The 24,275-nt window shown below is 66.5% G+C and carries 3 protein-coding genes; all 3 read left to right on the top strand.

Features of this window, described 5'->3' with window-relative positions; all coding sequences use genetic code 11:
- The first annotated feature begins 59 nt into the window (after positions 1 to 59).
- Positions 60 to 16,160 carry a non-ribosomal peptide synthetase gene (locus tag M0D65_RS01345; RefSeq protein ID WP_266250566.1) on the top strand — a complete coding sequence of 5,367 codons (16,101 nt, stop codon included), beginning with the start codon at positions 60 to 62 and terminating at the stop codon, positions 16,158 to 16,160.
- A gap of 179 nt (positions 16,161 to 16,339) precedes the next feature.
- Positions 16,340 to 21,784, top strand: coding sequence for a non-ribosomal peptide synthetase (locus tag M0D65_RS01340; protein WP_266250564.1), 5,445 nt, complete (start codon positions 16,340 to 16,342; stop codon positions 21,782 to 21,784).
- A gap of 255 nt (positions 21,785 to 22,039) precedes the next feature.
- A complete protein-coding gene (locus tag M0D65_RS01335) occupies positions 22,040 to 24,256 on the top strand; it encodes a TonB-dependent siderophore receptor (RefSeq protein WP_266250562.1) in 2,217 nt (738 codons plus the stop codon).
- Positions 24,257 to 24,275: the final 19 nt, after the last annotated feature.

The raw sequence follows: 24,275 nt of genomic DNA, 5'->3' as shown, positions 1-24,275 counted from the left end.
GCCGGGCGAACGGCCGACATGGCCTGCGCCGGCCCACCGGAATCCAGAGTAGAGACATCATGCAAGACTATCGATTCGACACCGACTTTCTGCCCGCGCGCGTGGCGCGGCTAGCGGCCCAGACGCCTGCTGCGACTGCACTCGTCGACACCGACGGCGCGCTCGACTGGGCGACGCTATGGGCATGGTCCGGCCGCCTCGCGGCTGCGCTCGCTGACGCGGGCACGCAGCCCGGCGAGCGCGTTGCGCTCGCGCTGCCGCGTAGTGCGGCACTCGTCGCGAGCATTCTCGCCGTGTGGCGCGTGCGTGCCTGCTACGTGCCGCTCGATCCGGCGCTGCCCACCGCGCGCTTGCGCTGGCAGGCGCAGGACTGCGGTGCGCGTACGGTGATCGCGAGCGACGCGTCGGTGGCAGGCTGGCTGCCCGATGGTGTCCGCACGCTCGATCCCGCGGCGACCCGCGCGTCGCAATCCGATGTCACTCACACCTTCGCCGCGGATGCCGCCGACGAGCGCGCCTTTGCGTGGCCCGCCTACGTGATCTACACGTCGGGTTCGAGCGGCCGGCCGAAGGGCGTCGTGCTGAGCCATCGTGCTCTGTCCGCGTATCTGCAAGGCGTGAGCGAGCGGCTGCCGGAAGGCATCCGCAGCGCGGCGTACCTGTCGACGCCCGCTGCCGATCTCGGCCACACCGCGCTGTTCGGCGCGCTGTGGCATGGCTGGACGCTGCATCTGATCGACGCGCAGGTCGCAGCCGATCCCGATGCGTTCGCCGCGTACATGCAGACGCAGGCCATCGACCTGCTGAAGATCGTGCCGAGCCATCTCGACGCGTTGATGCAGGCGCAGTCGCCGGAAGCGGTGTTGCCGGGGCGCTGTCTGCTGGTCGGCGGCGAGGCTGCGCCGACGCGCCTTGCGGAACGCATCGCACAACTGCGGCCCGAGTGCCGGTTGATCAACCACTATGGGCCGACTGAAACGGCGGTCGGTGTACTCACGCGCAGCGGTGTGGCAAGCCGCTCGGCGACCTTGCCGCTCGGCACGCCGCTCGCGCACGTGCATGCGCGGGTTGTCGATGCGGACGGCAACAGCGTGCCGAAGGGCGCGACCGGTGAGTTGTGCATCGGTGGTGCGAGTGTCGCCGACGGCTATCTGAACCGGCCGTCGCTGACCGCCGAGCGCTTCGTGCCCGATGCCGAAGGCAACGGCACGCGCGTCTATCGCACCGGTGACCGCAGCCGCCGGTTGCCGAGCGGCGAGTACGCGTTCCTCGGACGGATCGACGATCAGGTGAAGATTCGCGGCTACCGCGTGGAGCCCGAAGAGATCGCGGCGCGTTTGCGCCAGGCGGACGGCGTACGCGATGCGATCGTGATTGCGCGTGCGGACAGCGAGGATGCGCCGCTGCGGCTCGTCGGTTACGTGACGTCGTCGGTGCCGCTCGATGGCGACACGCTGCGCGCAACCCTCGCCGCCGATCTGCCCGACTACATGGTGCCGTCGTCGATCATGGTGTTGGCCGCGTTGCCGCTCACGGCGAACGGCAAGATCGATCGCGCGGCGTTGCCGGCCGAAGGGACGGTCACGTCCGCGGCGACGAACGATGTCGCCGCATCGACGCATGTCGAGCCGCGCAACGACGCGGAGCGCACGCTTGCCGACGTCTGGAAACAGGTATTGAAGCGCGACGACATCGGCGTCACCGATAACTTCTTCGAGATCGGCGGCGATTCGATCCTGAGTCTGCAGATCATCGCGAAGGCGCGCCGCGCCGGGCTCAAACTGACGCCGAAGCAGATGTTCGAGCATCCGACGATCGAAGCGGCGGCGCGGATTGCGCAACCGATGACGGCGACGCCTGCCGTTGCAGCACCCTCTGCACCGCAAGCCCGCCCCGACGACGCATGGTTCGTACAAGCCGGCGTGACGCGCGACACCGTCGAAGCCGTCTATCCCGCGACGCCGATGCAGCAGGGTCTGCTGTTCCACGGCATGCTCGACAGCGTGCCGGGTCTGTACATCGGACAACTGCGGCTCACCCTCGACGCGCTGCGTATCGACGATATGCGGCGCGCGTGGCAAACGGTCGTCGCGCGACATCCGGTGCTGCGCACGCGCTTCTTCTGGCCGGCCGGTGGCGAACCGCTGCAGGTGGTCGAACGCAATGCAACGATTGCATTCGACGTGCATGACACCATCGCACTCGCCGCTGATGAATACGACACACGCTTCGCCGCCACACGCGATGCGATAGCAGCGCGCGGCTTCGATCCAGTCCATGCACCGCTGATGCGCGTCGACGTGTTCACGCGTGCCGACGGCGCCTGCGATCTGTTGTGGACACACCATCACGCGCTGACCGACGGCTGGAGCACCGCACAGGTGATTGCGGATGTCGCACGCGCGTACGGTGCGATCGTCGCGGGCGAGACGCCCGATCAAACGCCAGGCGCACCGTATGCGAACTACGTGCAATGGCTGCGCAGTCAACCGGACACGGGCGCCTTCTGGCGCGCGCGTCTCGCCGCACTCGACGACCCCGCTCGGCTCGTCGACGCACTCGGTCCGGATTTCCATGCGGCGGTCTCGAAGGCCGGCGCGGCCGGGCACAAAGACAGCGACCATGCCCCCGGTCTGCTCACGCATGAACTCGGTGCGACGCGTCACGCGGCGCTGCTGCATGCTGCCCGCCGCGCGCGCGTGACGCTCAACACGCTTGTGCAGGGCGCATGGGCGCTCGTGCTGTCGCGTTTCGCGAGTCGCCCGCAGGTCGTGTTCGGCACGACCGTATCGGGCCGCCCGGCGGATCTGTCGGACGCGCAGGAGATCGTCGGTCTGTTTATCAACAGCTTGCCGCTGTGGGTCGACGTCGCACCCGATGCGCCGCTCGCCACGTGGCTCGCCGCGTTGCAGGACCGCAATGCGGAGCTGCGCGAAGTGGAGCACACACCGCTCGCAAACCTGCGTCAGTGGACGGGTTTGAGCGGCGATGCGCTGTTCGACAGCCTCGTCGTGTTCGAAAACTATCCACTCGACGAAGCGGTCAATGCCGCGAACGCGGCGCTCGGTGTACGCGCAGTCGAAGCGCTGGACCGCACACATCTACCGTTGACACTCGTCGTCGCTCCACGCGATGCGGCCGCCGGTGCGAACGGTCTCACGATGCAGTGGCGCTGGGACGCGACACGCATCGAGGCCGACGGCATTGCGCGGCTTGCGCGTCATGTCGATGCCGCACTCGACCGGATCGCGGCGGCGTTGGCTACGTCGCATGAAGCGCACGACGCGAACGCTACGCCGATCCGTCTGCGCGACATCGCGCTCGACGTAGAAGCTTCCACCGATGCACCGCCCGCGCAGTTCGCCTTCGAACCCGCGCTCGCACGCATCGCCGCGCAGGTCGGCGCGCAGCCCGATGCGGTGGCGTTGGTGTTCCCGCAGCCGGACGGCGCCGTATCGACGCTGACGTATAGCGAACTGCACGCGTGGTCCGCGCGCATCGCGCGCGCCTGCGCGGCGGTCGTTACGAAAACGCGCCGCGACGGCGAACGCCGTATCGGCATCGCCATGGGCCGCACGCCCGCGCTCGTCGCCGCGATTCTCGGCGTGTTGCGTGCCGATGCGGCCTACGTGCCGCTCGATCCCGCTTACCCGGACGACCGGTTGCGCGACATCGCGCTCGACGCCGGTCTCGATGCGATCGTCACCACCGATGCGGAACGTGCGCGCTTCGCAGCGCTCGTACCGGGCATCGACCTGATCGACGCGGTGTCCGCGGATCGGAACGGCGAGCATGCGCACGTCGCAATCGACCGCGTGCCACATCCGGAGCAGCTTGCGTATGTGATCTACACGTCCGGTTCGACCGGGCGGCCGAAGGGCGTCGGTATCACGCACGCTAACCTGACGCGCCTCTTCACCGCAGGCGACCGCTTCTATACGTTCGGGTCGTCCGATGTGTGGCCGCTGTTCCACTCGTATGCGTTCGACGTGTCGGTGTGGGAGCTGTTCGGCTCGCTGACGCACGGCGGCCGGCTCGTGGTTGTGCCGCACGATATCGCGCGCGATGCGCCTGCGCTGCAACGCCTGCTGCGCGAGCAGAGCGTGACTGTGCTGAACCAGACGCCGTCGGCGTTCATGCCGTTGTGCGAGATCGATGCGGAGATTGCGCGGCGCGATCCGTCTGCGACGATGGATACGCTGCGCTACGTCGTCTTTGCCGGCGAGAAACTCGATCCGCCCGCGCTTGCCAACTGGTTTGTGGCACGCGAAGAAAACGACATTCCAGTGCCGGCGTTGATCAACATGTACGGCATCACAGAAACGACCGTGCACGTAACGTTCCGCTCCCTCGGGCGCGGCGATATCGTACGTGCCGAGGCGCCGAGCGTGATTGGCGGTCCGCTGTCGGACCTGACGCTGACGGTGCTCGATCCGTTCGGCGAGCCGGTGCCGGTCGGTGCGGCCGGTGAACTGCATGTCGGCGGTGCGGGGCTCGCGCGCGGTTATCTCGGCCGGCCGGGGCTGACGGCCGCGCGCTTCGTGCCCGATCCTGCCGGCGCGCCGGGGGCACGCGTGTATCGCTCGGGCGACGTCGCGCGACGTCTGGCGAGCGGCGACATCGACTATCTCGGCCGCAACGACAGTCAAATGAAAGTGCGTGGCTTCCGGATCGAAGCGGGTGAAGTTGAAGCGGTGCTGCGTACGCATCCCGAGGTGCGCAACGTTGTAGTGCTCGTGCGCGATCAGCGTCTCGTTACGTGGATCGTGCCGGCCGCGGGTTCCGCGCTGACTGCCGATGCACTGCGTGCGTTCGCCGCACGTACGCTGCCTGCGCATATGGTGCCGTCGGCGTATGTGCTGCTCGACAGTCTGCCGGTGACGCAGAACGGCAAGCTCGACCGGCGTGCGTTGCCTGCGCCGGAAGATGGCGCGGCTGGCGCGCCGTACGTTGCGCCGCGCGATGCCACCGAAGCCGCGCTTGCATCGATCTGGCAGCAGGTGTTGGGCGTCGAGCGCGTCGGCGCACACGATGACTTCTTCCTGCTCGGCGGTCATTCGCTGCTCGCGGTACGGGTGATTTCAGCGATCCGTGCGACGTTCGGCCATGCGCCGACCCTGCGTGCGGTGTTCGAGCAACCGGTGCTGGCGGATCTTGCGGCGAGTGTGCGCGATGCGCAACGCACCGGCGATACGAACACAGCGGTTGTACCTGCTGCGGAAGCGACAAAAGACGTTGCCGATCTGCCGTTGTCTGCGGCGCAAACACGCCTGTGGTTCCTGTGGAAACTCGATCCGCACAGCGCCGCGTACAACGTGAACGGTGCGCTGCAATTCGACGGCGCGCTGGATGTGGCCGCGCTGCAAGGCGCGCTCGACGAACTGGTCGCGCGTCATCCGGCACTGCGGATGCGCTTCGGCGAAACGCAGGGTGTGCCGTATCAGACGATCGGTGCCGGGAGCCGTTGTGCGCTGCTGGTCGCCGATCTGCTCGATCAGCAAGATGTGGCGACCGCACTCGATGCACAGCTCGCCGAATTCGCACGCAAGCCGTTCGATCTCACCGTCGATGCGCCGATTCGCGCGACGCTGCTGCGTACCGCAGCGGATCGTCACGTGCTGCATCTGGTGCTGCATCACATCGTCAGCGACGACTGGTCGGTCGGTATCCTGTTCGCGGATTTCGCCGCGGCGTATCGCCGTCGGTTGAACGGCGCGGTGCAACCTGTCGCGGCGAATGCCACAGCGGATGCCGCGTACCGCGACGTGTTGCGCGCCCAGGCCGCCCGTCTTGCCGATGGGCGTGACGCCGCGCAGCTCGCCTACTGGCGCAATGCGCTCGCGGCCGAATCCGGCAGCGACGACGTGCTCGCACTGCCGTATGACCGTACCCGTAGCGGCGCGCGTCGCTACGTGTGCGGTGCAAGGACACGCGTCCGTGTGCCTGCAAACATCGCGAACGCGCTGCGTGCCCAGTCGCGCGAACGTCGCACGACGCTGTTCATCACCCTGCTGGCCGCGTTCAACGGGCTGCTGTATCGCTACTCGGGGCAGCGCGACATTCGCGTCGGCGTGCCGCTCGCGGGCCGCGATGCGCCGGGTGCCGCCGATGTAGTCGGCTTCTTCGTCAACACGGTGGTGATCCGCACGACCCCGGACGGCGAGATGCGCGCGGAGCGCCTCGTCGACGACGTGCGCGAGCGGCTGCTGGCCGCGCACGCGAACCAGGATGTCCCGTTTGCGAGCGTCGTGAATGCGGCGCAGCCGGAGCGCAATCTTGCGCAGACGCCGCTGTTCCAGGTGCTCGTCAATCATCAGCAGCGCCATGACTTCGGCGCATTGTTCGGCGACGCCCTGCGCGTCACACCGCGCGAGGTCGAGAGTGGCGAGGCGCAGTTCGATCTGATGCTGAACATCGCGGAAACCGCGGATGACGGTGCGCTCGACCTGACGCTGACGTACGCGCAGGACGTGTTCGATGCGACGACGGTCGATCGGCTTGCAAATAATTTCGTCGGCTTGCTGACGCAATGGAGTGCGGCGTCGCATACGCCGCTTGCATCGTTCAAGCTGGCAGAACAAGCGGATTCGCAGGCCGTAGTGCACGACCGGAAAGACCCGCTCGACATCGTGTCGCGCTTCATCGAGCAGGCGGCGCAGCATGGCGATGCGGTTGCACTCAGCGACGGCGCTACGCAGATTACGTACGCGCAACTCGATGCGTGGTCGCGCGCCATTGCTGTTGAACTGCAGCTGCATGGTGTGCACGCGGAAACGCGTGTCGGAGTCGCGATGCAGCGCTCGGCGGGTCTCGTCGCCGCGTTGCTCGGCATTCTGCGTGCGGGCGCGGCCTACGTGCCGCTCGATCCGTCGTATCCCGCCGAACGTCTCGCGCATATCGTCAGCGACGCACAGCTCGGTCCGATCGTCGCCGATGTGGCGAGCCTTGAGCAGCACGCGGCGTTGTTCGCCGCGCATGTGACGCTCGATGCAGACGCGCTGCGTGATAGGAAACTCACGGCATCCGCCGGCGTCGATTTCCGTGCGCCGCATCCTGAGCAGCTTGCGTACGTGATCTACACGTCCGGTTCGACCGGCTTGCCGAAGGGCGTCGGCATCACGCATCGCAACGTCGCGCGGCTTTTCGATGCAACCGCGACGCGCTTCGCATTCGATGCGCACGACGTATGGACGCTGTTCCACTCGTACGCATTCGACTTCTCGGTGTGGGAAATTTTCGGCGCGCTGGTGCACGGCGGTCGTCTTGTGATCGTGCCGCACTGGACTGCGCGCGAACCTGCCGCATTCCATCGCCTGATTCGCGATGAGCGCGTGACGGTGCTGAACCAGACGCCGTCCGCGTTCACGCAACTGATCCACGAGGACGAAAACAATACGCTCGATTCGCTGCGCGCCGTGATCTTCGGCGGCGAGCGGCTCGATCCGGCGGCGCTCGTGCGCTGGGCCGACGGGGCGCGCGCACGTGGCGTGCTGCCCGCACTCGTCAACATGTACGGCATTACCGAAACGACCGTGCACGTCACGCATCGCGACATCGATGCGGCCGCGCTACGCGATGCGCGCAGCGTGATCGGCGCAGCACTCGACGATCTGACGCTGCACGTACTCGACGCCGACCTGAACCGCGTGCCGCTCGGCGCGAGCGGCGAGATGCACGTCGGCGGCGCGGGGCTCGCGCGTGGCTATCTGGGCCGCGCGGCGCTCACGGCCGAACGCTTCGTGCCGGACCCGTTTGGTGTGCCCGGCGCGCGGCTGTATCGCTCGGGCGATCTTGCGCGGCGTCTCGCGGACGGCGACCTCGAATATCTTGGCCGCAACGATCATCAGGTGAAGATTCGCGGCTTCCGTATCGAGCTCGGTGAAATCCAGGCGGCGCTGCTGGTGCATCCGGATGTGCGTGAGGCAGCGGTACTTGCGCTCGATACGGCCGGTGGCGATCGTCGGCTGGTTGCGTATGTGGTCCCGATCAACCCGGATCTGGACGCACAGGGCAACGCCGAAGACTGGCAAACCTGGTTGTCCGCGCGACTGCCCGCTCACATGGTGCCGTCCGCGTTCGTCGCGCTCGCGCGCTTCCCGCTGACGCCGAACGGCAAGCTCGACCGGCGTGCGTTGCCGGCACCCGAAACGGTGGTCACGACGAGCGCCGCAGTCGCGCCGTCCACGCCCGCAGAAGAAACGCTGCTCGCAGTGTGGCGCAACGTGCTGCGCCGCGACGACATTGGCGTGACCGACAACTTCTTCGTGATCGGCGGCGATTCGATCCTGAGTCTGCAGATTGTCGCGAAGGCGCGCGAAGCAGGGCTGCATCTGACGCCGCGTCAGGTATTCGAAGAGCCCACCGTCGAGCGGCTCGCGAAAGCCGCGCAGATGTCGACGCAAGTCGCGACTGTGGCGCTGCCCGATAACGACCGTAGCGCGAACAGCGAATTGTGGCGTGCGCTCGGTCTGACACCGGAGCACATCGAGGACGTCTATCCAGCGACGCCGCTGCAAACCGGGCTGCTGTATCACGCGCTCGCGGAACCGGAGCAGCGCGCGTACCTGAACCAGTTGCGTCTGACGCTGACGGGACCGCTCGATCGCGCGGCAATGCAAGCCGCGTGGCAGGCAGCGCTCGAGCGTCATGCGGTGCTGCGTACGCGCTTCGAGTGGCGGCATGGTTTGACTCGCAGTTCGACTCGCAGTTCGTCTGTTTCGCAGATCGTGCATCGTCGGCTCGTGCTGCCGTTCGCGGTGCACGACTGGTCGGCGGCCACCGACTACGACGCGCGTCTGACAGAGTGGCGCGAGCGCGATCTCGCTGCCGGCATTGAGCTCGATGTGGCGCCGCTCATGCGCACTGCGCTGTTTATCCGCGATGCGCAGACGGTCGACCTTGTGTGGACACATCATCACTTGCTGCTCGACGGCTGGAGCGTCGCGCAACTGCTGGGCGAGATTCTGCGCGACTATCGTTCGCGGACCGCTGGCGCGAGTCCCGCGCCGGCGACCTTCGTCGCGCCTGCTCCGTATCGCCGCTACGTCGACTGGCTGCAACAGTCGGCCGACGATGCCGCTACCGAAGCATGGTGGCGCAAGCGCGCCGCACAGATCGAAGAACCGGCGACGCTCACCTCGAGCCTCGGCGCGCCCGCGGTCATCGAACCGGGCGCGCATGCGGTACGCCGTGCGCTCGATGCATCGCTTGGCGAACGTCTCACCGATGTCGCGCGCCGTCATGAGGTGACGCTGAACACGCTGATGCAAGGCGCCTGGGCTGTGGTGCTCGCGCGCTACGGACATCGCCGCGGCATTGCATACGGGACGACGCTCGCGGGACGTCCCGCGCATCTGCCTGGTGTCGAGCAGATGCTGGGTCTGTTCGTCAACACGCTGCCCGTGTGGATCGACGTCGATCCGAATGCGCAGGTCGGCGACTGGCTGCGCACCCTGCAACGCGATCTGACCGACCTGCGTCAGTATGAGCACACACCGCTTTCGCGCGTACAGCAGTGGACCGGCCGTAGCGGCGATGCGCTGTTCGACAGCCTCGTCGTGTTCGAGAACTATCCGGTCGATCCGGCTGCGCGCGGTGAAGACGACGCACTGCGCGTGAGCGCGACCGAATCGGTCGACCCGACGCATTACCCGCTCGCGCTATCGATCATTCCGCGCGAACGGATTTCGCTTGAATGGGCGTGGGATGGCGAGCGTATCGATCGATCGACGATCGAGCGGTTGTCGTTGCATTACGTTGAGGTGCTGGAGCAGTTGGGGGCGGGAGAGGGTTTGCGGGTGGGGGCGTTGACGCTGGGTTCTTCTGCTGGAGCGGAGGTCGCACAGCAGTACGCGTTTGCCTCGCTGGGCGAGCAGTTGAGCGCGCAGGCAGCGCGCTCACCGGATTCAATAGCAGTGCGCTGCGAGGACGCCTCGCTGAGCTACGCGCAGCTCGACGCGTGGTCGGGCGCAATCGCTGCCCGCCTGGTCGCGCGCGGCGTGCGTGCCGAAACGCGCGTGGGGCTGTGCGTGACGCGCGGCCCGGCGATGCTCGCGGCGCTGCTGGGCGTGATCCGCTCGGGCGGTGCGTTCGTGCCGCTCGATCCGGAGTATCCGGCCGCGCGTCTGGCGCAGATGATTGAGGATGCGGGGATCGTGCAGGTGCTCGCCGATGACGCGAGTGCAGAGCGGGTAGCCGACGTGCTGGCGGGCTGTGAAGTGGTGCCGGTGGCGTTTGACGGCGCTGTTGGAACGGTACCCGCTGTGACACTGCACCCGGACCAGCTGGCCTACGTGCTGTACACATCAGGCTCGACCGGTAAGCCCAAGGGCGTAGCAGTGAGCCACGGCTCGCTATGGACCCACCTGCAGGACTTCCTGCAGACGTATCGCATCACCTCCGCCGATACGGTGCTGCACTCGTCGACGATCAACTTCGACGTCGCACTGCACGAAACGCTGCCCGCACTGCTGACGGGCGCCACGGTAGAAATGCGTGGCGTCCAGCCGTGGGACCTGCAGGGCCTGAGCGACCGGCTGGTGCAGCGTCAGGTGACGTTTGCGCGTATCCCGACCGCGCTGTGGCAGCAGTGGCAGCGCTCGGCGCCGGCGCGCGAGTCGCTGGCGCTACGCCAGGTGACAGTCGGTGGCGAGGCACTACCGGGCGATGCGCTGGGCCGCTGGCAGTCGGGACCGCTCGGCGGGATCCGGCTGGACAACCTGTACGGGCCGACGGAAACGACGGTGGCCGCGCTGTACCGCGAGACGGTGGCAGAGGACGTACAGCAGGTGACGGTGCCGATCGGCAAACCGTACCCGGGTCGCACGGCGCGCGTGATCGATGCGTTCGGCGATGCGGCACCGGCGGGCGGGCTTGGCGAGCTGTGCATCGGTGGGCCGACAGTGGCCCGCGGTTATCTGGGCCGGGCAGCCCAGACAGCGGAGCGCTTCGTGCCGGATCCGTACGGCGAACCGGGCTCACGGCAGTACCGCAGTGGCGACCTGTGCAGGATGCGGGCAGATGGCACGGTGGAGTTCCTCGGACGTCTGGACCAGCAGGTGAAGCTGCGTGGGCAGCGTATCGAACTGGGTGAGATCGAGGCGGTGATGCGCCAGTGCGCGGGCGTGCGCGAGGCGGCGGTGATCGTCGTGGGAGCGGGCGAGCGGCAACGGCTCGCGGGTTATATCGCGGGTGATATAGACACGGACGTCGTACAGCGCGAACTGGAGCAGAAGCTGCCGGCGTACATGGTGCCGTCGACGCTGACGGTGCTGGAGAAACTGCCGGCGATGCCTAACGGCAAGCTCGACCGCGCGGCGCTGCCTGCGCCGCAGGCACGCGAGCGTGAGCAGGTGGGCGCACGCAATACAACAGAAGCGAACCTGCTGTCGATCTGGTCGGCGGTACTCGGTCGCGACGATCTGGGCGTGACGGATAACTTCTTCGAGGTGGGAGGCGATTCGATCCAGAGCCTGCAGATCATTGCGCGGGCGCGGGAGGCAGGATTGAAGCTCACCCCGCGTCAGGTGTTCGAGCATCCGACGGTGGAGCGGCTGGCGCTGCGGGCCGAAGCGGTCGAAGCAGGCGCACAGGACGACGCGGAGATCACCACGGAGCTCCCGCTCACACCGATCCAGCAGTGGTTCTTCGAGCGGTACCCGCAGGGCGAGTCGCACTGGAACCAGTCGGTGCTGCTGAAGGTGGAGGGGCAGCTTGATCCGCAGGCGCTGGAGCAGGCGGTCAGCGCACTGGGCGCAAGGCACGATGCGTTGCGGCTGCGCTTCGTGCAGACGGAAGCGGGCTGGCGCCAGCGGGTGATTCCCGCAGCGGCAGCAGCAGAGGACACGCTGATCCATCGTGAAACACTCACCACGCTGGAAGAACTCGACGCAGCAGGTCAACGTGTGCAGTCGAGCCTGAACCTGACGGAAGGTCCGCTGTGGCGCGTGGGCTACTTCGAGACAACGCAACAAGAAACAAGGCTGCTAGTAGCAATCCACCACCTCGCCGTAGACGGCGTGTCGTGGCGCGTACTGCTGGAGGAACTGCAGACGGCGTACGCACAGGCCGAACGTCGCGAGACAGTCACACTACCCGCACCGTCGACCTCATGGAGCGCATGGGTACGACGCGTGCACGACTACGCGCACACCCCCGCGGTACAAGCCGAAGCCGAAAAATGGCAGCAGGTATCGAAAGCACTCGACGCCGCACATCTACCCTTGCTCCCCGCGGCTAACACGCGCATCGCCGACAGCGAAACGATCGAATGGACGCTCGCCGCCGACCGCACGCGCGAACTGCTGCAAACCGTACCGCGCGCCTATCGCACGCGCACCGACGAACTGCTGCTCGCCGCACTCGCGCAGGCGCTCGGCGCGTGGAGCGGCCTCGATGAAATCGCCATCGAACTCGAAGGACATGGTCGCGAGGATCTGATCGACGGTGTCGATCTGAGCCGTACCGTCGGCTGGTTCACGACACGCTTCCCGGTGACGTTGCCGGCGAAACAGGCCATCGCGGGGACCGCGCTCGTCGCAGTGAAGGAGCGCCTGCGCGCGGTGCCGAACAAGGGCATGCATTGGGGCTGGCTCGATGCCGCACAAGGTCAGCGTCGCGCGCCGGTCAGCTTCAACTATCTGGGCCGTTTCGACCAGTCGCTCGATGAAGACTCGCGCTTCGCATTCAGCGCCGAACGGGCGGGCAGCAGCCTCGGCGACGCCGCGCGTCTCGACTACGCGCTCGATCTGAACGGCCTTGTCAGCGGTGACGAACTGGTGCTGCGCTGGCGTTTCGATCCGGCGCGAATCGATCGTGCGACAGTGGAACGACTCGTCGCCGCGTTCGATCGCGAAGTGCTGGCGATGATCGCGCATTGCGTCGTCGCAGCACCTGGCGCGAGCGCGTCGGATTTCCCGCTGTCCGGTCTCGACCAGGCGCAGTTGCAGTCGCTCGATCTCGCACTCGGCGGGGTTGCCGATATCTACCCTGCCACGCCGCTGCAGCAAGGACTGCTGTATCACAGCCAGTTGCAGCAGGGGCAAGGCGTCTACTTGAATCAACTGCAGTTGACGCTGCGCGGACCGCTCGATGCAGCCGCACTGCGCGACGCATGGCAGGCGGCAGTGGCGCGCCACGAAATGCTGCGGACGCGCTTCGAATGGCGGCATGGCGGCAACGCGCTGCAGATCGTCGAGCGTCAGGCGGTGCTGCCGTTCGCGATGCACGACTGGAGCGACGTGTCGGATCTTGCCGATTACGACGCACGTCTCGCTGCATGGCGCGCAGAAGATCTGTCAGCGGGCGTCGAACCTTCGCGCGCACCGTTGATGCGCATCAACGTATTCCGCCGTCCCGATGGCGGCCACGATCTGGTGCGTACGCATCATCACGTGCTGACCGACGGCTGGAGCGGCGCACGGCTCTTCGCCGAAGTGCTCGACGACTACGAACGCAGAACGCAGCGCACCGACGCGAGCCGTGCGAAGACCGCGCCCGCATCGCCACCGCCGTATCGACGCTACGTCGAATGGCTCGCGAAGCAGCCCGATCCGCGCGACTGGTGGCTCGAACGTCTCGCGGCCGCCGACGATGCCGCGACGCTCACCGGTAGTCTCGCCGCACCGCAGGCCGACACGACGGCGACGAACGTGCAGCAGAAATTCACGGTGACGCTCGACGCCGCACTCGATGCGCGCGTACGTCGTGCCGCGCAGCGTCATCAGGTGACGCTCAACACGCTGATGCAGGGCGCGTGGGCCGTGCTGCTCGCGCGGCTTGGCGGCAAGCGGTCGGTTGCGTTCGGCGTCACGGTGTCGGGGCGACCCACAGCGCTTGCGGGTTCGGACGAGATGTTCGGCTTGTTCATCAACAGTCTGCCGGTGTTTATCGGCGTGCCTGGAGACGCAAGCGTGCCCGCGTGGCTGCGTTCCTTGCAGGACTACAACACGCAGATGCGCGAGGTCGAGCACACGCCGTTGTCGTCGTTGCAGCAGTGGGCGGGCCGCAGCGGCGATGCGCTGTTCGACAGCCTCGTCGTGTTTGAGAACTACCCGGTCGCCGCGCGTTCGGGAACGCCTGCGCAGGACGCGTTGCGCATCGACGGTGTCGATGCCGTGGAGCGCACGCACTATCCGCTGACGCTGACCATCTTGCCGTCGAACGGGCTCGATCTGCATTGGGGCTGGGACAACCGACGGCTCGAGCGCGCCCAGGTCGAAGCATTGCAGCGGCAGTACGTTGCACTGCTCGCTCAACTGAGCGACGACACACCGCGCTGGCTTGGCGATCTCGCGGTGCCGCACGATGCGATGCAACCGGAGGCGTTGCCCGCCTACACGTTCAAGCCGATGCATGCGCGCTTCGAAGAACAGGCCGCCCGCGCGCCGCAACGTATCGCGGTGCGTCAGGGCGAGACGTCGGTCGATTACGCCGCGCTTGCGAACTGGGTGGTCTCGCTCGATGCACGACTGCGCGACAGCGGCGTTGCGCGTGAAGAACGCGTGGCCGTGTGCATGCGTCGCGCGCCGGCGATGCTCGCCAGCATGCTTGCGGTGTGGCGCAGCGGTGCGGTTTACGTGCCGCTCGATCCGGCGTTCCCGCTCGATCGTCTGCAGCACATGCTCGTCGATGCGGGCGTGACGCGCGTGCTGACCGATGCCGATGGGACGCAACGGCTCGGTGCGCTGCTCGACGGGCGCATCGCGATCGATGTTGGCGATGTGCACGACGTGCCGCCTGCTACGGTTGCACGCACTGCATTGCCATTCGTCGATCAGCAACTGGCGTACGTGATTTACACGTCCGGTTCGACCGGTCGGCCGAAGGGTGTTGGTGTGCCGCACGGTGCGCTCGACCGGTTGCTCACGAGTGTCGGTCACGTGCCTGGGCTCACACCTGACGACGTGCTGCTCTCGGTGACGACCGCATCGTTCGATATTTCGCTGAACGAGTTCTGTCTGCCGCTCGTGAGCGGTGCGTGCATCGAACTCGCGGATGCCGCGACAACTGGCGACGGTGCTGCGCTCGCGCGCCTGATCGACAGCAGCGGTGCAACGTTTCTGCAACCGACACCGAGCGGCTGGCGTCTGCTGCTCGAAGCAGGCTGGACAGGTCCGGCAAGCGGCAAGCTCGTCGGCCTCGCGAGCGGCGAGCCGTTGCCGCCCGATCTCGCGGAAGCGCTCAATGCGCGCGGCGTCGAAGTGTGGAACATGTACGGTCCAACCGAGACCACGGTCTGGTCGACCGGCGGCCGGGTGCCCGCGCACGTGCCGGTGACGATCGGCCGTGCGTTGCACGCGACCACGTTGCGCATCGTCGATGCGAGTGGCCAGGCGACGCCCTCGGGCGGCACCGGCGAGCTGTGTATCGGCGGCGAGAATCTCGCGCGCGGCTATCTCGGCCGGCCGGGTCTAACGGCGGAGCGCTTCGTGCCCGATCCGTGGGGCGCACCGGGTGCCCGCATGTATCGCACCGGTGATTTGAGCCGCGAGCGGCCCGATGCGACGTTCGACTGCCTCGGTCGCGTCGACCAGCAGGTGAAGCTGCGTGGTTACCGGATCGAACCGGGCGAGATCGAAGCGGTGTTGCGCAGCCACGAAGGCGTGCTCGACGCGGCGGTGACGCTCGTTGCGGCGAGTGGCGGAGCGGAGGCACGGCTCGTCGGTTACGTCGTGAGTGCGGGCGATGCGCTGCCCGACGACTGGCGCCGGATGCTCGCGGGACGACTGCCCACGTACATGATTCCGGCGGCGCTGCATCGGGTCGACGGGCTGCCGCGTACCGCGAACGGCAAGCTCGATCGCAACGCGCTGGCGCGGCTCGAAGTCGCGAGCGACGCATCGTGGGTCGAACCGGCCAGCGACAACGAACGGCTCGTCGCGCAACTGTTCGGCGACATGTTGGGCGTCGCGCGGGTCGGTGCGCACGACGATTTCTTCGCGCTTGGCGGGCATTCGCTGGCGGCCGTGCGTGTCGTGGCGCGCTTGTCGGAGCGCGCAGGACGCAAGGTCGAACTCAAGTCGCTGTTCGAACACCCGACGCCTGCTTCGCTCGGCGCGCTGCTCGATGCGCATAACGTGAACACTCAACAGAGTGCAAGCGAGGCCGACAGCGATGCCGACATGCAGGCGCTCGACGATCTGTTCGATGCACTGGACTGACATGACGCACATAGCGATGCCAGACGCGCTTCATCCATCCGACCCACTGACTTTGCACATGCGGTGTACCGCATGTGCTTCGAACCATGCCGAGTGACACAACCTTGACGCTTGACCGCCGCACGTCCGGCGACGCGGATTCTGCGAAACCCGCGGGTTCTGCGAATTCCGCGAGTTCCGTGACTTCGGACCAACCCGCCGACGCGTCCGCGCAGCAGCGCGCCTATGCAATCGCGCGGAAATACGCGGCGTTGCCGGAAGACCGGCGACGTCTCTTTCGCGAGAAGGCACAGCAGCAGGGAATCGATCCCGCGCGCTTGCCGGTGGTGCCGCTCGTTTCGAGTCACGCATCACGCTATCCGCTGTCGCATGCGCAGGAGCGCCTGTGGTTTTTGTGGAAGCTCGATCCGCAGAACCCCGCGTACAACCTCGCGCGCGCGGTGCGGCTGACAGGCGCGCTCGATGCGCCCGCGTTGCGTCGTGCGATGGCGGCGCTTGTCGCGCGGCATGGGGCGTTGCGTGCGCGGTTCGTCGAAGAGCAGGGCGTCGCGTCGCAGTGGATCGATGCGACGGCCGGCTACAGCTGGCGTGAAATTGCGCTCGACGATCCGGACGCGTTGCGCGACACGCTGCGTGAGCTGGCACGCGAGCCGTTCGATCTTTCCGCCGGGCCGTTGCTACGCGCGAGTCTCGTCGCACTCGGTGGCGAGCGTCACGCGTTGCTGATCGCCACTCATCACATCGTGTCGGACGGCTGGTCGCAGGGGCTGCTGGTGCGCGAGCTGGTCGCGTTGTATCGCGCGGCGCGCCAGGGCGAAGCCGCGGATATCGCTGCGGCTTTGCCGCCGCTGTCGATCCATTACGGCGATGTGGCCGCATGGCAGCGCGAATGGCTCGACAACACGATCGAGAGCGATCTCGCGTACTGGACGCAGCAGCTCGGCGGCGATCGGCCGGTGCTCGAACTGCCGCTCGACCGTCCGCGCAATGCGGTGCGCGGCATCGATGGTGGACGTTGCCGGATCGATGTCGATGCATCGCTGACGGGCCGGTTGCGCGAACGCGCGCGCGGTCGCCGTACGACGCTGTTCACGTTGCTGCTCGGCGCGTATGCGGTGCTGCTGCATCGCTATGGCGGACAGCGGCATGTGCGGATCGGCGTGCCTTCGGCAGGGCGCGATCGCAGCGAGACCGAAGGGCTGATCGGTTACTTCGTGAACACGCTGGTGATCGAAGCGGAAGTGGATGGCGCACTGCCGTTCGATGCGCTGCTGGATACGTTGCATACGCGCGTGCTGGAAGCGCAGGCGCATCAGACGGTGCCATTCGGCCGCATCCTCGACGAGCTGAAAATTGCGCGCGACCTTGGCCGCTCGCCGCTGTTTCAGGTGATGTTCAATCTTGAGCAGGCGGGCGGCAATGAAGCTGCGGCGACGATGCCGGGTGTGACCGTCGAAGCCGAGGAAGGCGGTACAGACACGGCGCGCTTCGATCTCGTGCTGAACGTGGTCGACGATCGCAGCGGGCTGAAGCTGATGTTCAACTATGCGACTGATGTGTTCGATCGATCGACGATCGAGCGGTTGTCGGTGCATTACGTTGAGGTGCTGGAGCAACTGGCGGCGGGAGAGGGGGGGCGGGTGGGGGCGTTGACGCTAGGCTCGGTGGGTGAAGGTCAGCCTGCACAGCAGTACGCGTTTGCCTCGCTCGGGGAGCAGTTAAGTGCCCAGGCTGCGCGCTCACCGGATGCCGTGGCGGTGCGCTGCGAAGACGCTTCGCTGAGCTACGCGCAACTCGACGCATGGTCGGGCGCAATCGCTGCCCGCCTGGTCGCGCGCGGCGTGCGTGCCGAAACGCGCGTGGGGCTGTGCGTGACGCGCGGCCCGGCGATGCTCGCGGCGCTGCTGGGCGTGATCCGCTCGGGCGGTGCGTTCGTGCCGCTCGATCCGGAGTATCCGGCCGCGCGTCTGGCGCAGATGATTGAGGATGCGGGGATCGTGCAGGTGCTCGCCGATGACGCGAGTGCAGAGCGGGTAGCCGACGTGCTGGCGGGCTGTGAAGTGGTGCCGGTGGCGTTTGACGGCGCTGTTGGAACGGTACCCGCTGTGACACTGCACCCGGACCAGCTGGCCTACGTGCTGTACACATCAGGCTCGACCGGTAAGCCCAAGGGCGTAGCAGTGAGCCACGGCTCGCTATGGACCCACCTGCAGGACTTCCTGCAGACGTATCGCATCACCTCCGCCGATACGGTGCTGCACTCGTCGACGATCAACTTCGACGTCGCACTGCACGAAACGCTGCCCGCACTGCTGACGGGCGCCACGGTAGAAATGCGTGGCGTCCAGCCGTGGGACCTGCAGGGCCTGAGCGACCGGCTGGTGCAGCGTCAGGTGACGTTTGCGCGTATCCCGACCGCGCTGTGGCAGCAGTGGCAGCGCTCGGCGCCGGCGCGCGAGTCGCTGGCGCTACGCCAGGTGACAGTCGGTGGCGAGGCACTACCGGGCGATGCGCTGGGCCGCTGGCAGTCGGGACCGCTCGGCGGGATCCGGCTGGACAACCTGTACGGGCCGACGGAAACGACGGTGGCCGCGCTGTACCGCGAGACGGTGGCAGAGGACGTACAGCAGGTGACGGTGCCGATCGGCAAACCGTACCCGGGTCGCACGGCGCGCGTGATCGATGCGTTCGGCGATGCGGCACCGGCGGGCGGGCTTGGCGAGCTGTGCATCGGTGGGCCGACAGTGGCCCGCGGTTATCTGGGCCGGGCAGCCCAGACAGCGGAGCGCTTCGTGCCGGATCCGTACGGCGAACCGGGCTCACGGCAGTACCGCAGTGGCGACCTGTGCAGGATGCGGGCAGATGGCACGGTGGAGTTCCTCGGACGTCTGGACCAGCAGGTGAAGCTGCGTGGGCAGCGTATCGAACTGGGTGAGATCGAGGCGGTGATGCGCCAGTGCGCGGGCGTGCGCGAGGCGGCGGTGATCGTCGTGGGAGCGGGCGAGCGGCAACGGCTCGCGGGTTATATCGCGGGTGATATAGACACGGACGTCGTACAGCGCGAACTGGAGCAGAAGCTGCCGGCGTACATGGTGCCGTCGACGCTGACGGTGCTGGAGAAACTGCCGGCGATGCCTAACGGCAAGCTCGACCGCGCGGCGCTGCCTGCGCCGCAGGCACGCGAGCGTGAGCAGGTGGGCGCACGCAATACAACAGAAGCGAACCTGCTGTCGATCTGGTCGGCGGTACTCGGTCGCGACGATCTGGGCGTGACGGATAACTTCTTCGAGGTGGGAGGCGATTCGATCCAGAGCCTGCAGATCATTGCGCGGGCGCGGGAGGCAGGATTGAAGCTCACCCCGCGTCAGGTGTTCGAGCATCCGACGGTGGAGCGGCTGGCGCTGCGGGCCGAAGCGGTCGAAGCAGGCGCACAGGACGACGCGGAGATCACCACGGAGCTCCCGCTCACACCGATCCAGCAGTGGTTCTTCGAGCGGTACCCGCAGGGCGAGTCGCACTGGAACCAGTCGGTGCTGCTGAAGGTGGAGGGGCAGCTTGATCCGCAGGCGCTGGAGCAGGCGGTCAGCGCACTGGGCGCAAGGCACGATGCGTTGCGGCTGCGCTTCGTGCAGACGGAAGCGGGCTGGCGCCAGCGGGTGATTCCCGCAGCGGCAGCAGCAGAGGACACGCTGATCCATCGTGAAACACTCACCACGCTGGAAGAACTCGACGCAGCAGGTCAACGTGTGCAGTCGAGCCTGAACCTGACGGAAGGTCCGCTGTGGCGCGTGGGCTACTTCGAGACAACGCAACAAGAAACAAGGCTGCTAGTAGCAATCCACCACCTCGCCGTAGACGGCGTGTCGTGGCGCGTACTGCTGGAGGAACTGCAGACGGCGTACGCACAGGCCGAACGTCGCGAGACAGTCACACTACCCGCACCGTCGACCTCATGGAGCGCATGGGTACGACGCGTGCACGACTACGCAGGCCAGGCCGATCGCGTCGCGGAACTCGCGTGGTGGCAAGCCACACTCGATACACCGTCGCTGCGCAGCGGTCCCGTGTTTGCGCCGCTTACACCGACGGCCACGCCGCAGAAAACACTATCGTGGAAGCTTTCGCCCGAACGCACCGCGACGCTACTGCGCGAGGCGCCGCGCGCGTACCGCATGCGCGTCGACGAAGTACTACTCGCAGTGCTGGCAAGCGTTGTCGGGAGCGAAACGGGCCGTAGTGAACTGCTGGTCGAACTCGAAGGGCACGGCCGCGAGGATGTGATCGACGGTGTCGATCTGAGCCGTACTGTCGGCTGGTTCACGACGCAGTACCCGGTTGCGTTGCCGTGTCACGGCGAGCCTGGCGAAGCGTTGCACCGCGTGCGCGAGCGACTCGCAAGCGTGCCGCGGCGCGGCCTGAACTGGGGGCTGTTGCTCAACGGCGCGGATGCCGCGAGCCACGCGGCGCTTGCCGCGCTGCCGGTGCCCGAGATCAGCTTCAACTACCTGGGCCGCTTCGACCAGACGTTCCAGTCGGCGAGCCGTTTCGACTTTGCGGGCGAATCGTCGGGCGAAGCGGTCGCGGCATCGGCGTTGCCGCCGGATCGCGCGCTCGACGTGAACGGCTGGATTGCCGGCGACTCGCTCGAGTTGACGTGGGGCTACGCGCCGCAACACGTGTCCGATACGCTCGCCGCGAAACTCGTGGCGGCGTTCGACGCAGCGCTTGCCGCGACGCTCGATCATCTGTGCGCAGCCGCTGCGAACGCGGACGAACCGGCGACACGCCCAGCTATCCCGCTGTCCATCGATCCACGCGGTGTCAACGATGGTGTGATGACAAGCTGGATCGAACGCGCGTCGCTCGAAGCGTCGTTTGCACCACCCGCGCCGGAAGCACTGGCGCAATGGTTGCGCAGCACCGCTTCGTCGCGGACCGCGTTGCGGCCGGTCGTGCCGCTCAACGCGCTCGGCGCACCGCATACGTTGTTCTGTCCGCATCCGGGGCACGGGATGATCGGCGAATACAGGACGCTCGCGCACGCGCTCAACGGCCGCGCCACGCTGCACGCGATCCAGGCACCTGGTTTGCGCGATGCGCCGTGGCACGGCAACACGTTCGAAGCACTTGCAGCGCATTACGTCGCAAGCGTCGAAGCTGTGCAGCCGGTGGGCCCGCTCGCGCTACTAGGCTGGTCGTTTGGCGGCCGGCTCGCGATCGCCATGGCCGCGCTGCTCGCACAACGCGGTCGCGACGTGTCGTTTGTCGGCATCGTCGATACGGCGACGCATTGGGAGCGCGACGCGGAGTCGGACACATCGCCCGACGACGATCCGGCGACCACCGACGCACGCACGGCACTCGACGCAACGTCGTCGTTACTCGGCGCCGCATTCGCCGCCGACGCACTGCACACGCAGTTGCTCGAGCAGCACGTGCTGCCGCACGTCGCTACCGATCTGCACGTGTGGCGTGCGCTGCGCAATACCGCCGATCCGCGTCGCCGGATGGACTGGGCGCAGCAGACCACGGGACGCACGGTCGACCACCCGGTCGACGCGACACACACGAGCATCGTCCATCACCCGGCGTTGCTCGACGCGCTGGTCGCACGGTTCTCCTGAACCGGAAAAGAAGACGGGAAGGGGCGGCGAACGCGGGTTCGCCGCCCCTTCCAGGCTAGCTTCGATTTGCCGCCACCCCTTTACTGGCGGGCGTTTGCTCGAATTGCTGCACTGCCCTCAGGGGTTTTATTGATTTTGAATGATATTGATTCTCGTTTGTATTAATATGCAGCGTTTATCGCAAAAACCCATCGGAAAACTCTCATCGGCGGCGCTGCCGGCTCGTTATCGGTTCAATCGGGGAAGTCAAAAAAAATGAGGAAGCAACAGGTCGGAAAGTCTTTAGGGCTGCGTTTGCGGCCGGGTCACGTCGCGCTGATGCTCGGCGTCATGGCGCTCGCCGCGCGGGCGCAGGAGGTCGCGCCTGCCGCTACCGCGCCGGCACCGGCGAAGGGTGCTTCGTCCGTGTCGGCGACTGCGACGGACTCGCACACGCTGCCGGCGATCAAGGTCAATAGTTCGGCGCAAAACCCGCAAGGCCCCGGTGTCGGCTACGTCGCAAAACGCTCGAAGACCGGCACGAAGACCGACTCCGCGTTGATCACGAATCCGCAGAGCATCTCGGTCGTCACGCGCCAGCAGATGGACGACCTCGGCGCGCAGACCATCGATCAGGCGCTGCGCTACAGCGCGGGTGTGTACACCCAGGACGGCACCGACGTGCGTTTCGACCAGTTGCGCGGCCGCGGCTTCGATCTCGATTCGTACCTCGACGGGCTGCATCTGTACCAGTCGCCGCGCTTCGCGACACCGCGTATCGATCCGTACTTCCTCGAACGCATGGAAGTGCTGCACGGACCGGCGTCGGTGCTGTACGGGCAAGGTAGCCCCGGCGGTCTCGTCAACTACGTAAGCAAGCTGCCGACCGAAGAGCCGTATCACGAAGTGATGATGCAGGCCGGCAATCACGACAACTACCAGCTTGGCTTCGACTTCAGCGGTCCGGTCGATGAGGCCGGCACGGTGCTGTATCGCGTGACGGGTATTGGCCGCACGGCGGAAACCCAGGTTAGCGCGATCAAGGACCAGCGCATCGCAATCGCGCCGTCCGTGACGTTGCGTCCGAACCGCGACACGACGTTCACGCTGCAAGGCAGCTTCCAGCGCGATCCGAACGGTGGTCTGTTCAATCCGGTCACCGCGAGCGGCACGATCATCTCGAACCCGAACGGCCACATCAGCCCGGGCCAGTACTTCGGCAATCCGAATACCGACGACATGCAGCGCACGCAGTACTGGTTCGGCTACCAGTTCGACCAGCGCCTGAACGACACCTTCAGCATTTCGCAGAACCTGCGCTATCTGCACATCGACGAGCGCTACTACCAGACCTCGATCACGAGCGCGCCCGCGGCCGACAATCGCACGGTGTACCTGTGGTCGAATACCGACGACGAACACTACTCGCAGTTCGAAGTCGATACGCACGGTCAGGCGAAATTCGCGACCGGTCCGGTTCAGCACACGGTGCTGCTCGGCCTCGACTATCAACGTACGTTGCTCGGCGACAGTTACGGCGGTGGCATTGCCGGTACGGTGAACATTTTCAATCCGAACGTCTCGGGTCTGAAGACGATCACCGCCAACCAGCGCGGCGACTGGTCGTCGAGCACGGTGGGTCTCTATCTGCAGGATGAAGCGCGCTATCGCAACTGGGTGCTCACAGTCGGCCTGCGCGAGGACTTCGTCGGCACGAACCAGCAGTTCACTTCGCCGGCCGGCTCGTTCCCTCCGACAGGTCTCAATCACGCGAACGATCACGCGTTCACGTACCGCGCCGGTCTTGCCTATGAGTTCGACAACGGCATCGTGCCGTTCGTCAGCTACGCGAAGTCGTTCCAGCCGATCCTCGGTTCGACGTACAGCGGCGCGGCGTTCACGCCGACCACCGGCAAGCAGGTCGAAGCCGGTGTGCGTTATCAGCCGAAGGGCTTCGACGGTTACTTCTCGCTGTCGGCGTACAACCTGACGCAGGACAACGTCTCGACGACTGACCCGCAGCATCAGCAGTTCTCGATCCAGACGGGCCAGGTGCGCTCGCGCGGTATCGAAATGGAAGCGCACGCGAACGTCACCGAAAACGTGAAGCTGATCGCGTCGTACTCGTACCTGAACCAGATCGTCACCGAGAGCACGACGGCCAATTACGGCAAGCGCCCGACCTATGCGCCGCGCCACACCGCCGCGCTGTGGGCCGACTATACGTTCCATCAAGGGCCGCTGCGCAACTTCGGCTTCGGCTCGGGTGTGCGCTATGTGAGCCAGAGCGAGGGCGACCAGTTCGATTCGTTCCAGGTGCCGTCGCGCGTGCTCGTCGATCTCGGCGCGCACTACACGCTGAAGGACTGGACGCTCGCGTTGAACGTCAACAACCTGTTCAACCGCGAGTACATCGCCTACTGTAACCTCTCGTCCGTATGTTTCTGGGGTTCGACGCGGACGGTTCTCGGCACCGCGCGTTATCAATGGTGATGGTCAGATGCTGTCGATT

The organism is Paraburkholderia sp. CHISQ3 (genome assembly GCF_030464945.1).
Classification (GTDB): Bacteria; Pseudomonadota; Gammaproteobacteria; order Burkholderiales; family Burkholderiaceae; genus Paraburkholderia; species Paraburkholderia megapolitana.
The sequence above is the reverse complement of the archived record's forward strand: the minus strand, read 5'-3'. Positions and strand labels throughout refer to the sequence as shown.

Bases quoted from the DNA above. Each gene is read 5' to 3' on its own strand.
- M0D65_RS01345 (WP_266250566.1), top strand. From the start codon at position 60: ATGCAAGACTATCGATTCGACACCGACTTTCTGCCCGCGCGCGTGGCG.
- M0D65_RS01335 (WP_266250562.1), top strand. From the start codon at position 22,040: ATGAGGAAGCAACAGGTCGGAAAGTCTTTAGGGCTGCGTTTGCGGCCG.